The organism is Enterobacter sp. 2VL (genome assembly GCF_005503595.1).
Taxonomy (GTDB): Bacteria; Pseudomonadota; Gammaproteobacteria; order Enterobacterales; family Enterobacteriaceae; genus Enterobacter; species Enterobacter cancerogenus.
The window spans coordinates 19,101-31,615 of record NZ_SCNE01000006.1 but is presented as its reverse complement, the minus strand read 5'-3'; the positions used below and the strand labels follow the sequence as shown (position 1 = coordinate 31,615).

12 protein-coding genes are annotated in these 12,515 nt (G+C 51.9%); all 12 read right to left on the bottom strand.

What is annotated here, in order from left to right:
• Positions 1–87 precede the first annotated feature (87 nt).
• Positions 88–606 (bottom strand): fimbrial protein, encoded by a 519-nt coding sequence (locus tag FFS28_RS14965; RefSeq protein ID WP_088209049.1) that lies wholly within the window; start codon positions 604–606, stop codon positions 88–90.
• A gap of 330 nt (positions 607–936) precedes the next feature.
• Positions 937–2,766: a glutamine--fructose-6-phosphate transaminase (isomerizing) gene (glmS, locus tag FFS28_RS14960; RefSeq protein WP_137849939.1), complete on the bottom strand. Its 1,830-nt coding sequence runs from the start codon at positions 2,764–2,766 to the stop codon at positions 937–939.
• A 349-nt stretch (positions 2,767–3,115) separates the two neighbouring features.
• On the bottom strand, positions 3,116–4,486 hold the full coding sequence (glmU, locus tag FFS28_RS14955) for a bifunctional UDP-N-acetylglucosamine diphosphorylase/glucosamine-1-phosphate N-acetyltransferase GlmU (RefSeq protein ID WP_137849938.1): 1,371 nt from the start codon (positions 4,484–4,486) through the stop codon (positions 3,116–3,118).
• A gap of 768 nt (positions 4,487–5,254) precedes the next feature.
• Entirely contained in the window at positions 5,255–5,674 is a 420-nt protein-coding gene (locus FFS28_RS14945; protein WP_006177560.1) for a F0F1 ATP synthase subunit epsilon, read from the bottom strand.
• Positions 5,675–5,694: 20 nt separating this feature from the next.
• The gene (gene atpD, locus FFS28_RS14940; protein ID WP_137849936.1) at positions 5,695–7,077 is read right to left on the bottom strand and encodes a F0F1 ATP synthase subunit beta; all 1,383 of its coding nucleotides are present in this window, start codon (positions 7,075–7,077) and stop codon (positions 5,695–5,697) included.
• A 26-nt stretch (positions 7,078–7,103) separates the two neighbouring features.
• Positions 7,104–7,967 (bottom strand): F0F1 ATP synthase subunit gamma, encoded by an 864-nt coding sequence (gene atpG / locus FFS28_RS14935; protein ID WP_042321234.1) that lies wholly within the window; start codon positions 7,965–7,967, stop codon positions 7,104–7,106.
• A gap of 51 nt (positions 7,968–8,018) precedes the next feature.
• Positions 8,019–9,560 (bottom strand): F0F1 ATP synthase subunit alpha, encoded by a 1,542-nt coding sequence (atpA, locus tag FFS28_RS14930; RefSeq protein WP_006177557.1) that lies wholly within the window; start codon positions 9,558–9,560, stop codon positions 8,019–8,021.
• A 12-nt stretch (positions 9,561–9,572) separates the two neighbouring features.
• Positions 9,573–10,106 carry a F0F1 ATP synthase subunit delta gene (gene atpH / locus FFS28_RS14925; RefSeq protein ID WP_006177556.1) on the bottom strand — a complete coding sequence of 178 codons (534 nt, stop codon included), beginning with the start codon at positions 10,104–10,106 and terminating at the stop codon, positions 9,573–9,575.
• A 14-nt stretch (positions 10,107–10,120) separates the two neighbouring features.
• Positions 10,121–10,591, bottom strand: coding sequence for a F0F1 ATP synthase subunit B (gene atpF / locus FFS28_RS14920; RefSeq protein WP_042321232.1), 471 nt, complete (start codon positions 10,589–10,591; stop codon positions 10,121–10,123).
• 48 nt (positions 10,592–10,639) lie between these two features.
• Positions 10,640–10,879 (bottom strand): F0F1 ATP synthase subunit C, encoded by a 240-nt coding sequence (gene atpE, locus FFS28_RS14915; protein ID WP_000429386.1) that lies wholly within the window; start codon positions 10,877–10,879, stop codon positions 10,640–10,642.
• A 49-nt stretch (positions 10,880–10,928) separates the two neighbouring features.
• Positions 10,929–11,744: a F0F1 ATP synthase subunit A gene (atpB, locus tag FFS28_RS14910; protein ID WP_006177554.1), complete on the bottom strand. Its 816-nt coding sequence runs from the start codon at positions 11,742–11,744 to the stop codon at positions 10,929–10,931.
• Positions 11,745–11,752: 8 nt separating this feature from the next.
• A complete protein-coding gene (atpI, locus tag FFS28_RS14905) occupies positions 11,753–12,133 on the bottom strand; it encodes a F0F1 ATP synthase subunit I (protein WP_006177553.1) in 381 nt (126 codons plus the stop codon).
• Between the last annotated feature and the right edge of the window lie 382 nt (positions 12,134–12,515).

Sequence of the window (12,515 nt, the reverse complement as noted above, 5' to 3'; positions counted from 1 at the left end):
ACATCCTATATCAGGCCTGGCAGTTTTTTAGATGCAGTGGCCCAACCTTGCCAGGCCTGTTTACATTACAAACAAAGAAGAAAAAGATTAATTGCTGTAGCTGATCGTGAATTCAGAATCCGCGTTAGCTAAACCTGCCGTAACGGTAGATGAAGTTGCGATATAGCGAGCCATAAACGGCAGAGAAGCCGAGCCTTCAGCGCTAATATCCGCCGTTTTAGACTGGTTATACAGCTTCAGCAGGCTGTTGTCGGCGCGGTTATAAATCGCAATCGCCACACCCGCTGCGCCGCCGTTGTTCAGCTTCAGGTAACCGTCACCGTCTTCAGTGCCGTCAAAGCGCGCATTGGCTTTTTTGTAGGTTTGCGGACAATTGACCAGGTCGATCTGGAATGCCTGAACGGAAGCCGTAGAGCCAACGTCGGTAAAGGTCGATTTATTTACCTTACCCAAATCGACGTTCTGATCTTTGGTTCCCGTTGAGACTTCGCACGTGCTTTCAATAATCTCGCCGGTAAAATGTACAATCCCATTTGACGCAAACGCCTGCGACGTCAGTAATAAAGAGGAAACAAGTAACGCTCGCTTAAAAATATGTCCATTCATTACAATACCATCCATTATAAATAAAGATATATTATTTCCATGACAAATAATGTCAAAATGTTGAAGCGCGTGTATTAAACGCCTTAAAAAATAAAATAACAAGCAGAAATAATATTTTGATAATTACCAAGGGGCAAATAATGGAATATTTTCAGGCGAGGCTTTGGCTAAATATAATATTATTTAGCGGTATATCAGGGCGGGCATAATACAGTTATCCTTTAACTTTTATTTATACAGAGATCTACTTTCAGAATATATTTATATATTGATCAATAAATAGCCCCGTAATCATAGATTTACGAGGCTATTACATTTCAATATATTGAATTATTCAACGGTAACCGATTTTGCCAAATTGCGCGGCTGGTCAACGTCAGTGCCTTTGATCAGCGCAACGTGATAGGCCAGAAGCTGCAGCGGAACGGTGTAGAAGATTGGGGCAATAACCTCTTCCACATGCGGCATGTCGATGATGTGCATATTGTCGCTGCTGGTGAAACCGGCATCTTTATCAGCGAAAACGTACAGGACGCCGCCACGGGCGCGTACTTCTTCGATGTTCGATTTCAGTTTTTCCAGCAATTCGTTGTTAGGTGCCACAACGATAACCGGCATATCCGCGTCAATCAGCGCCAGCGGGCCGTGTTTCAGCTCGCCCGCCGCGTAGGCTTCCGCATGGATATAAGAGATCTCTTTCAGCTTCAGCGCGCCTTCGAGCGCGATCGGATACTGATCGCCACGGCCAAGGAACAGCGCGTGATGTTTGTCAGAGAAATCTTCCGCCAGGGCTTCAATGCGTTTGTCCTGAGACAACATCTGTTCGATACGGCTCGGCAACGCCTGCAGGCCGTGAACAATATCATGCTCAACGGACGCATCCAGACCTTTCAGACGCGCCAGTTTCGCCACCAGCATCAGCAGAACGGTCAGCTGCGTGGTAAAGGCTTTGGTGGAGGCCACGCCGATTTCGGTGCCTGCTTTGGTCATCAGGGCCAGATCGGATTCACGCACCAGCGACGAGCCGGGCACGTTACAGATGGCCAGAGAACCCAGGTAGCCCAACTCTTTAGAGAGACGCAGCGCCGCCAGGGTGTCCGCCGTTTCCCCGGACTGGGAAAGGGTGATCATCAGGCTGTTTTTGCGCACCGCGGATTTGCGATAGCGGAATTCAGAGGCGATTTCCACGTCGCACGGCACGCCCGCCAGGGATTCAAACCAGTAACGCGACACCATACCGGAGTTGTAGGAGGTGCCGCAGGCAACGATCTGGATGTGCTCAACGTTGCTAAGCAGGTCGTTGGCGTGTGCGCCCAGCTCGCTCAGATCCACCTCGCCGTGGCTGATGCGCCCGGTCAGGGTGTTTTTGATGGCGTTAGGCTGCTCGTAGATCTCTTTCTGCATGTAGTGGCGGTAAGCGCCTTTGTCGCCCGCGTCGTACTGCAGGTTAGATTCGATCTCGGTGCGTTTGACCTGCGCGCCAGTGGTGTCGAACACGGTTACGCTACGGCGCGTCACTTCCGCGATATCGCCCTCTTCGAGGAAGATGAAGCGGCGGGTCACCGGCAGGAGCGCCAGCTGATCGGAGGCGATAAAGTTTTCACCCATCCCCATACCGATAACCATCGGGCTACCGGAACGCGCAGCCAGCAGCGTGGACGGATCGCGGAAATCCATGATCACCGTACCGTATGCCCCGCGAAGCTGAGGGATCGCGCGCAGCACCGCTTCACGCAACGAGCCGCCCTGCTCCAGCTCCCAGTGGACGAGGTGAGCAATCACTTCGGTATCGGTTTCAGAGACGAAGGTATAGCCGCGCGCTTTCAGGGTTTCGCGCAGCGGTTCGTGGTTTTCGATAATGCCGTTATGCACCACCACAATGTGTTCAGACACATGCGGGTGCGCGTTACCTTCAGACGGCTCGCCGTGGGTCGCCCAGCGGGTATGTGCGATACCGGTACCACCGTGCAGCGGATGTTCTTCCGCGGCCTGGGCCAGCATCTGCACTTTACCGAGACGACGCAGACGGGTCATATGACCTGCTTCATCCACCACAGCCAGACCGGCAGAGTCATAGCCACGGTATTCCAGACGACGTAAACCTTCGAGAAGGATTTCAGCAATATCACGCTGCGCAACTGCGCCAACAATTCCACACATAGTTTTAGATTCCGAATTTAGGCATGATGCCTGCGTTGTCGCTGACCTGTATTTACCCTACGTCTTTCACGCTGCGGCTGCGTTGGCTTCTCGTACTCGCCACGGTCACTTACTTAAGTAAGCTCCCATGGACTCATACGCTTGCCGCCTTGCCACACCGCGAAATCCTTTGGGTAACGCCCTTTCCGGGCACCCCGAGCCTTGTAGAGAGTGGGGTTATAGTTATGGGTGCTGCTTGTGGGGGGAGATATATATTTATCTCCTCACCCGGGTTTGCCTGATGACGGCTACGCCTTATCAGGCCTACTCAATCACAGGGCGGGTAAGCGTAGCGCCACCCGCCTTGTTGTTACTTCTTCTTCACCGGGCGTTTCCAGCCCTGCTTGTGAACCTGCGGTACGCGGCTCAACACCAACTCGTTATCCGCTACGTCTCGCGTTACGGTTGTTCCGGCAGCAATGGTCACGCCGTTACCCACGGTGACGGGTGCGACCAGCTGCGTGTCGGAACCGACAAACACATCATCGCCGATAATGGTTTTAAATTTATTGGCACCGTCATAGTTACAGGTGATGGTGCCTGCACCAATGTTCACGTTATCGCCAATTTCCGCATCGCCCAGATAGGTCAAATGACCGGCTTTGGAGCCTTTACCCAGACGCGCTTTTTTCATTTCGACGAAGTTGCCTACGTGAGCGCCTTCCATCAGCTCTGCGCCAGGACGCAGGCGCGCGAAGGGACCGATGGTACAGGCCGCCTCAAGGTGGGCATCTTCCACGACGCTGTACGGGCTGATTTCGCAGTCGTCACCGATAACGCTGTTTTTAATCACGCAGCCAGCGCCAATTTTGACGCGGTTGCCAAGCTGAACCTGGCCTTCAAGGATAACGTTAGTATCAATTTCAACATCACGCCCGTGTGCCAAGGTGCCGCGCAGGTCGAAACGCGCCGGATCGCGCAGCATCACGCCCGCCAGCAGCAGCTTTTCAGCCTGCTCGGCCTGATAAATACGCTCGAGGCGGGAAAGCTGCAGGCGGTTATTCACGCCATCCGTTTCGCTGATGCGCGCCGGATGTACGGCGGCAATCTCGCGGCCTTCCTGATACGCCATCGCAATGATATCTGTGATGTAGTATTCACCCTGTGCATTGTTGTTATTGAGCTTAGAGAGCCAGCGCTTCATGTCTGCGCCATTGGCAATCAGGATACCGGTATTGATTTCCTGAATTTTACGCTGCTCATCGCTGGCATCTTTGTGCTCCACGATACCGGTGACGTTGCCGTTCTCACGGGTAATACGGCCATAGCCCGTTGGATCGTCGAGTACCACGGTTAACAGACCAATGCCGCCCTGCGGTTTGGCTTCACACAGGCGGGTTAAGGTTTCAACAGAGATCAGCGGAACATCGCCGTAGAGCATCAGGATATCTTCGTCATCGCCGAAGAACGGTGCCGCCTGCTGCATGGCGTGGCCCGTACCCAGCTGTTCTGCCTGAAGGACCCAGTTGAGCTTGTCGTCACGCAGCGTCTCTTTCAGCAGATCGCCGCCGTGACCGTACACCAGATGGACCTGGCGAGCGCCAACTTCATTCGCGGCATCAATGACATGCTGCACCATTGGCTTTCCTGCCAGCGTGTGCAACACCTTAGGAAGATCGGAATACATGCGGGTGCCTTTACCAGCGGCAAGGATGACCACGCTCATCGTATTGTTCAACATACGCGTCCTGACTGTAATTTAAGTGAGAAGTAAAACCCTTTGACGTTGAAAATTCTACATATTTTGCATCATGAAATGGAGTGGTGCGAAAACGTTCAACATCTGCCAATAACGGCTATTTGAGGCCGATTTTAAGGGGAGAGTAAATCACTTTTACTCTGGAAAATAGCATTCTCTCGGTAAGTCGCTAACCCACACAATAGCTTAGCTATTTTTTTGGATCATGAATAAAGATCTGTTTAAAACAAAACACTGTTTTAAATACTCAATAGTGTGACGGCCTGCGGTACAGAAAGACACGGAGCCTATGGTGCGCGGTATTCTCGGCGTACAGCACCGGGCAAGTACGACGATGCGGTGGTGGGGAATATTGATGCGACGAACTATTTTATCGTGAAAGGACAGAGCGTGAACAATAGCGGAGAGAGGCTGCCAGATGGCGCTTCGCGTATCACACAACGGTAAGCATGGCGCCACTCGGCATTCAGCGGATTAGTGGTTGAACGTACCGAAAGAAACGTTCATGTTGCTGAAAAGGGGGATGATTTTGTTGATCAGTTTCATGATGGCATCCTGATTTATTAAGGTTTATTTTGTGACACACTTCACAAAAAAGAAGTCTACGCCTCAATTTTTAACCGATCAACTTTTTTGTGATGTAAATCACAAAATAATAAAACACCTTTTCAGTTTCGCTTTTTCTGAAACGAAGGCATAAAAAAAGCCAGTCTGGTTGCCAGACTGGCTTTTGTGCTTTTCAAGCCGGTGTTACATCGCTTTTTTGGTCAACTCGATAACGCGCAGTTTGGCGATCGCTTTGGCCAGCTCCGCAGACGCCTGAGCGTAATCCACGTCACCATGAGAGCTGCTAATGTGCTCTTCAGCCTTACGCTTCGATTCCAGGGCTCGTGCTTCGTCGAGATCCTGGCCACGAATAGCGGTATCGGCCAGAACGGTCACACTGCCAGGCTGCACTTCGAGAATGCCGCCGGACAGATAGATAAACTCTTCGTGACCGAACTGTTTAACGATGCGGATCATACCAGGCTTAATGGCGGTGAGCAGCGGTGCGTGACCCGGGAAAATACCCAGTTCACCTTCACTACCCGTTACCTGGATTTTTTCGACCAGACCAGAGAACATTTGTTGCTCTGCGCTGACGACGTCCAGGTGGTAAGTCATTGCCATATCACCCTCCGATTAAGGCGTTAAAGTTTTTTGGCTTTTTCCACGGCTTCGTCGATGGAACCAACCATGTAGAACGCCTGCTCCGGCAGGTGATCGTATTCGCCTTCCATGATGCCTTTAAAGCCACGGATGGTGTCTTTCAGGGATACGTATTTACCTGGAGAACCGGTGAATACTTCCGCAACGAAGAACGGCTGGGACAGGAAGCGCTGGATCTTACGCGCACGTGCTACAACCAGTTTATCTTCTTCAGACAGCTCATCCATACCGAGGATGGCGATGATGTCTTTCAGTTCCTGGTAACGCTGCAGCAGGGACTGTACGCCACGCGCGGTGTCGTAGTGTTCCTGACCAACAACCAGTGGATCCAGCTGACGGCTGGTGGAGTCCAGCGGGTCAACGGCTGGGTAGATACCCAGAGACGCGATCTGACGGCTCAGTACCACGGTTGCATCTAAGTGCGCAAAGGTGGTGGCTGGTGATGGGTCAGTTAAGTCATCCGCAGGTACGTATACCGCCTGAACGGAGGTGATAGAACCGGTTTTGGTTGAGGTGATACGTTCCTGAAGAACACCCATCTCTTCCGCCAGCGTAGGCTGATAACCTACCGCTGAAGGCATACGACCCAGCAGTGCAGATACTTCGGTACCGGCCAGGGTGTAACGGTAGATGTTATCAACGAACAGCAGTACGTCACGACCTTCGTCACGGAACTTCTCAGCCATAGTCAGGCCGGTCAGCGCAACGCGCAGACGGTTTCCTGGTGGCTCGTTCATCTGGCCGTACACCAGGGATACTTTATCCAGAACGTTGGAGTCGGTCATTTCGTGGTAGAAGTCGTTACCCTCACGAGTACGTTCACCCACGCCCGCAAACACGGAATAACCGGAGTGCTCGATCGCGATGTTACGGATCAGCTCCATCATGTTTACGGTTTTACCTACACCCGCACCACCGAACAGACCGACTTTACCGCCCTTCGCGAACGGACACATCAGGTCGATAACTTTGATGCCGGTTTCCAGCAGTTCCTGAGAGCTGGACAGCTCTTCGTAGGAAGGTGCTGCGCGGTGGATAGCCCAACGATCTTCTTCACCGATGTCGCCTTTCATGTCGATTGGTTGACCCAATACGTTCATGATACGACCCAGTGTTGCTTTACCTACCGGGACTTCGATCGGGTGCTCAAGGTCTTTTACTTCCAGACCACGACGCAGACCGTCGGAAGAACCCATGGCGATAGTACGTACGATACCGCCGCCGAGCTGCTGCTGAACTTCCAGCACCAGGCTCTCGTTACCATTCTGTACCTCAAGAGCATCGTACACGCGCGGTACGGCATCCTGAGGGAATTCGACGTCAACCACGGCGCCGATTACCTGGACAATTTTTCCAGTAGCCATCTTGAATCCTCTACGAATTAACCTGGTTATACCGCGGATGCACCACCGACGATCTCGGTGAGTTCCTGAGTAATGCTGGCCTGACGAGCTTTGTTGTATACCAACTGCAGCTCTTTAATCAGGCTGCCGCCATTGTCGGTCGCGGCTTTCATCGCCACCATACGTGCGGCCTGCTCGCTGGCCAGGTTTTCTACTACGCCCTGATAAACCTGTGATTCAACGTAACGACGCAGCAAGGTATCCAGCAGCGGTTTCGGATCGGGTTCATACAGGTAATCCCAGGCTTTTTGCTTCAGCTCGGTATCGTCTGATGCCGGTAATGGCAGCATCTGAGTGAGCGTTGGAACCTGAGACATGGTGTTAATAAATTTGTTGCTGACAACGTACAGTCTGTCCAGACGGCCTTCATCGTAGGCCTGCAACATCACTTTAACCGGACCGATCAGTTCAGACAGGGACGGGTTATCACCCATACCGGTCACCTGAGCGACAATGTTGCCACCAACGGAGTTAAAGAAAGAAACGCCCTTAGAGCCGATCATTGCGATATCGCACTGAACGCCTTTATCGGACCAGACTTTCATATCCGCCAGCAGTTTTTTGAACAGGTTAATGTTCAAGCCGCCACACAGACCACGGTCGGTCGACACCACCAGGTAGCCCACGCGCTTAACGTCGCGTTCTTCCAGGTAAGGGTGCTTATATTCCAGATTACCGTTTGCAAGGTGACCAATCACTTTGCGCATGGTATCTGCATAAGGACGGCTGGCCGCCATGCGATCCTGCGATTTACGCATTTTGGAAGCGGCGACCATCTCCATCGCTTTAGTGATCTTCTGCGTGTTCTGGACGCTTGCGATCTTACTACGTATCTCTTTTGCGCCGGCCATGAGCTTCTCCTCAATGCCTGGCGGCTTGTCGTGAGACAAGCCGCCGGACGATTACCAGGACTGGGTTGCTTTGAAGGAATCGAGGATAGCTTTCAGCTTGCCTTCGATTTCATCGTTATAGCCACCGGACTGGTTGATCTCTTGCATCAGCGGAGCGTGATCACGGTCGACGTAAGCCAGCAGAGCGGCTTCGAAGCTACCGATTTTCGCCAGTTCCACATCTTCGAGGTAACCGCGTTCAGCCGCGAACAGTACCAGACCCTGCTGAGCAACAGACATCGGTGCGTACTGTTTCTGCTTCAGCAGCTCGGTCACTTTCTGACCGTGGCTCAGCTGTTTACGGGTTGCTTCGTCCAGATCGGATGCGAACTGAGAGAACGCAGCCAGTTCACGATACTGTGCCAGCGCGGTACGGATACCACCGGACAGTTTCTTGATGATCTTGGTCTGAGCAGCACCACCAACACGGGATACCGAGATACCTGGGTTAACTGCCGGACGAATACCGGAGTTAAACAGGTTGGTTTCCAGGAAGATCTGACCATCGGTAATGGAGATTACGTTGGTCGGAACGAACGCAGAAACGTCACCCGCCTGGGTTTCAATGATCGGCAGTGCGGTCAGAGAGCCCGTTTTACCCTTCACTTCACCTTTGGTGAAGTTCTCGACGTATTCCGCGTTAACGCGGGAAGCACGCTCCAGCAGACGAGAGTGGAGGTAGAATACGTCGCCCGGGAATGCTTCACGTCCAGGTGGACGACGGAGCAGCAGGGAAACCTGACGATAAGCAACAGCCTGTTTAGACAGGTCATCGTATACGATCAGTGCATCTTCACCGCGGTCACGGAAGTATTCGCCCATTGCGCAACCGGCGTAAGGTGCCAGGTATTGCAGTGCAGCTGATTCAGACGCGGTCGCTACAACAACGATGGTGTTAGACAGTGCGCCGTGCTCTTCCAGTTTACGAACCACGTTAGAAATGGTGGACGCTTTCTGGCCGATAGCCACGTACACGCATTTGATGCCGGAGTCACGCTGGTTGATGATGGCGTCGATAGCCATCGCGGTTTTACCGGTCTGACGGTCGCCGATGATCAGTTCACGCTGACCACGACCGATTGGGATCATGGCATCAACGGACTTATAGCCAGTCTGTACTGGCTGATCAACGGACTGACGGTCGATAACGCCCGGTGCGATAACTTCGATTGGGGAGAAGCCATCGTGCTCAACCGGACCTTTACCGTCGATTGGTGCACCCAGGGTGTTCACCACGCGGCCCAGCAGGCCACGGCCAACCGGCACTTCCAGGATACGGCCAGTACACTTAACCTTCATGCCTTCGGCGAGGTCAGCGTATGGACCCATAACTACAGCACCTACGGAGTCGCGCTCCAGGTTCAGTGCGATAGCGTAACGGTTACCCGGCAGGGAAATCATCTCACCCTGCATACAATCGGCCAGGCCGTGGATGCGGATAACACCGTCACTTACAGAAACAATAGTACCTTCGTTATGAGCTTCGCTCACAACATTGAACTGAGCAATGCGCTGCTTGATCAGTTCGCTGATTTCGGTGGAATTCAGTTGCATGCTCCAGTCCCCTTAAGACTGCAAGACGTCTGCAAGGCGTTCAAGACGGCCGCGTACGCTACCATCAATGACCATATCACCCGAGCGGATGATTACGCCTGCCATTACAGACTTATCGATTTTGCAATTCAGCTTAACTTTGCGTGACAGACGTTTTTCCATCGCGGCGGTGATTTTCGCAAGCTGTTCTTCACTCAGTTCCGTGGCAGAAGTGACTTCAACTTCGGCAGTGGCTTCACTGAGCGCACGTAAGTGCTCAAACTGCTCGAGAACATCCGGGAGCACACGGAGACGACCATTTTCTGCCATGACCTTAATCAGGTTCTGGCCGTTGGCATCCAGTTGCTCTCCGCACACGGCGATAAACGACGCGGCGAGAGTATCAGGCGCTAATGCACCGGACAGCAACTCAGCCATTTGTTCGTTTTTCGTTACCTCAGCGGCAAACGCCAGCATATCCTGCCAGCGATCGACATTTTGGTGTTCGACAGCAAAGTCAAAAGCTGCTTTGGCGTAGGGGCGAGCTACCGTAACAAATTCAGACATCAGCCCCTCCCTCCTTACAGTTCAGCGACAAGTTTGTCCACGATGTCGCTGTTAGCAGCTTCATCCACGGAACGTTCGATGATCTTCTCGGCGCCAGCAACAGCCAGAATCGCAACCTGCTTACGCAGTTCTTCACGAGCACGTTTACGCTCAGCTTCAATTTCAGCCTGAGCCTGTGTCACGATCTTAGTACGTTCCTGTTCTGCTTCAGCTTTGGCTTCGTCCAGGATCTGAGCACGGCGCTTGTTGGCCTGTTCAATGATTACCTGAGCTTCAGCTTTCGCTTTTTTCAGCTGGTCTGTCGCGTTGGCCTGTGCAAGGTCCAAATCTTTCTTAGCGCGTTCTGCGGAAGCCAGACCGTCAGCAATTTCTTTCTGACGTTTTTCGATGGCAGCCATTAAAGGCGGCCATACATACTTCATGCAGAACCAGACAAAGAGAATAAACGCGATGGCCTGGCCGAGGATTGTTGCGTTCATGTTCACAGCACAATACCTCTTAAATTTCTGTGGCTTTGGGTTTTAAATCAACTACTACGCGACAGCAAACATCACGTACAGACCCAGACCTACAGCGATCATTGGGATTGCATCCACCAGACCCATAACGATAAAGAACTGAGTACGCAGCAGAGGAATCAGATCCGGTTGACGCGCTGCGCCTTCCAGGAATTTACCCCCGAGGATGCCGATACCGATCGCAGCACCGATAGCCGCCAGACCCATCATCACAGCGGCAGCCATGTACAGCAGATCCATATTCAGGTTTTCCATGACAGTCTCCAGTTTGTTTCAATTAAAACGTAGTAGTGTTGGTAAAAAATCAGTGCTCTTCAGACGCCATCGACAGATAGACGATCGTCAGAACCATGAAGATAAAGGCTTGCAGCGTAATGATCAGGATGTGGAAAATGGCCCATGGCACATTAAGAATCCACTGTGACCACCACGGCAGAAGACCCGCGATCAGAATGAAAATCAGCTCACCCGCATACATGTTGCCGAACAGTCGCAGACCCAGTGAAACAGGTTTGGACAGCAGGCTAACGCCTTCCAGGATCAGGTTGACCGGAATAAACGCCCAGTGGTTGAACGGCTGCAAGGTAAGCTCTTTCACAAAGCCGCTTACGCCTTTCATTTTGATGCTGTAGAAAAGAATCAGGATGAATACGCCCAGTGCCATCGACAGGGTGATGTTCACGTCAGCAGACGGCACCACACGCAGAGCAGGCAGACCGAGAACGTGCTCGCCGATCCACGGCAGGAAATCGATAGGCAGAAGGTCCATCAGGTTCATCAGGAAGACCCAGACAAAGACCGTCAGTGCCAGCGGAGCAATCAGCTTGCTCTTGCCGTGGTACATGTCTTTGACGCTACCATGGACAAAGCCGATGATCATTTCGACGAACGTCTGGAATTTCCCTGGAACACCGCTGGTCGCTCGTTTAGCAACACCGCGGAACATGGCCAGGAACAGAAGACCCAACACCACCGAGAAGAACATGGAATCGATGTTGATCGTCCAGAAGGTGGCCGGGGGGTTATGTGGATCCACCAGCGAGAATGTACGCAGGTCCAGCTGAAGGTTATTCAGATGGTGTCCTATGTAATCCTGCGGCGTCATATTTTCTGAAGCCATGATGCCTTTTACCCTTTGTTATTGATTACAGCTGGAGCCAGAACTTGTACCACCAGCACCAAAACCCACGTTGCTATCAGCGGCATGAAAACCACTTTTAAAACCGCCAGCGCCATCACCAACAGAGCGAAGGTCAGCAACACCTTGCACACTTCGCCGAGAGCGAAGGACCAGGCCACACGGCCTTTTGCGGGTGTATGCGCCTGATGACGCCAGGCAAAAATCATAAACAGCATGTTTGGCAGTACCACTGCCAATCCCCCGCATACAGCGGAGATGCCCCAGAAGGGGTCTTTGAGGCTAAACAGCAGTCCACTTGCTATCACAGCCAGAAACTGAATGAACAGAAGCTTACGAGCAACGTTTCTACTCAAGAGCGACACTGACATCACGTTTTTACTCCTGCTCCCTTCGAGGTATGCCGCGTGTCGTATAAAACGTCCTTTAAGGCTCAGAGTCAAGCATCAAAAAGCGGTCAAATTATACGGTGCGCACCCGTGATTTCAAACATTAAGTAGCGAAATGGTGAATAAATGTTTAAATATTTTTCCCCACCGCTATTTTTTAACTTTTGATGAAAGCATCGACCTTCGGACAAAACTGCAAACCGCGCGAAAACGTTGGTGATAAAGCGTGCACGCGATCACAAAATACACATTTGCGATAAGGGGGTTTTTATCAAAGCAGTAAATCGCTTTATGTCATCCTTATGAAATTAAAGATAAAATATCGCAACTTTTTCCAAAACAACCCCATATACAACAAAAACCT

Excerpts from the sequence above, each read along its gene's own strand:
- FFS28_RS14965 (WP_088209049.1), bottom strand. The coding sequence starts at position 606 with ATGAATGGACATATTTTTAAGCGAGCGTTACTTGTTTCCTCTTTATTA.
- glmS (WP_137849939.1), bottom strand. The coding sequence starts at position 2,766 with ATGTGTGGAATTGTTGGCGCAGTTGCGCAGCGTGATATTGCTGAAATC.
- glmU (WP_137849938.1), bottom strand. The coding sequence starts at position 4,486 with ATGTTGAACAATACGATGAGCGTGGTCATCCTTGCCGCTGGTAAAGGC.
- FFS28_RS14945 (WP_006177560.1), bottom strand. The coding sequence starts at position 5,674 with ATGGCAATGACTTACCACCTGGACGTCGTCAGCGCAGAGCAACAAATG.
- atpD (WP_137849936.1), bottom strand. The coding sequence starts at position 7,077 with ATGGCTACTGGAAAAATTGTCCAGGTAATCGGCGCCGTGGTTGACGTC.
- atpG (WP_042321234.1), bottom strand. The coding sequence starts at position 7,967 with ATGGCCGGCGCAAAAGAGATACGTAGTAAGATCGCAAGCGTCCAGAAC.
- atpA (WP_006177557.1), bottom strand. The coding sequence starts at position 9,560 with ATGCAACTGAATTCCACCGAAATCAGCGAACTGATCAAGCAGCGCATT.
- atpH (WP_006177556.1), bottom strand. The coding sequence starts at position 10,106 with ATGTCTGAATTTGTTACGGTAGCTCGCCCCTACGCCAAAGCAGCTTTT.
- atpE (WP_000429386.1), bottom strand. The coding sequence starts at position 10,879 with ATGGAAAACCTGAATATGGATCTGCTGTACATGGCTGCCGCTGTGATG.
- atpB (WP_006177554.1), bottom strand. The coding sequence starts at position 11,744 with ATGGCTTCAGAAAATATGACGCCGCAGGATTACATAGGACACCATCTG.
- atpI (WP_006177553.1), bottom strand. The coding sequence starts at position 12,133 with ATGTCAGTGTCGCTCTTGAGTAGAAACGTTGCTCGTAAGCTTCTGTTC.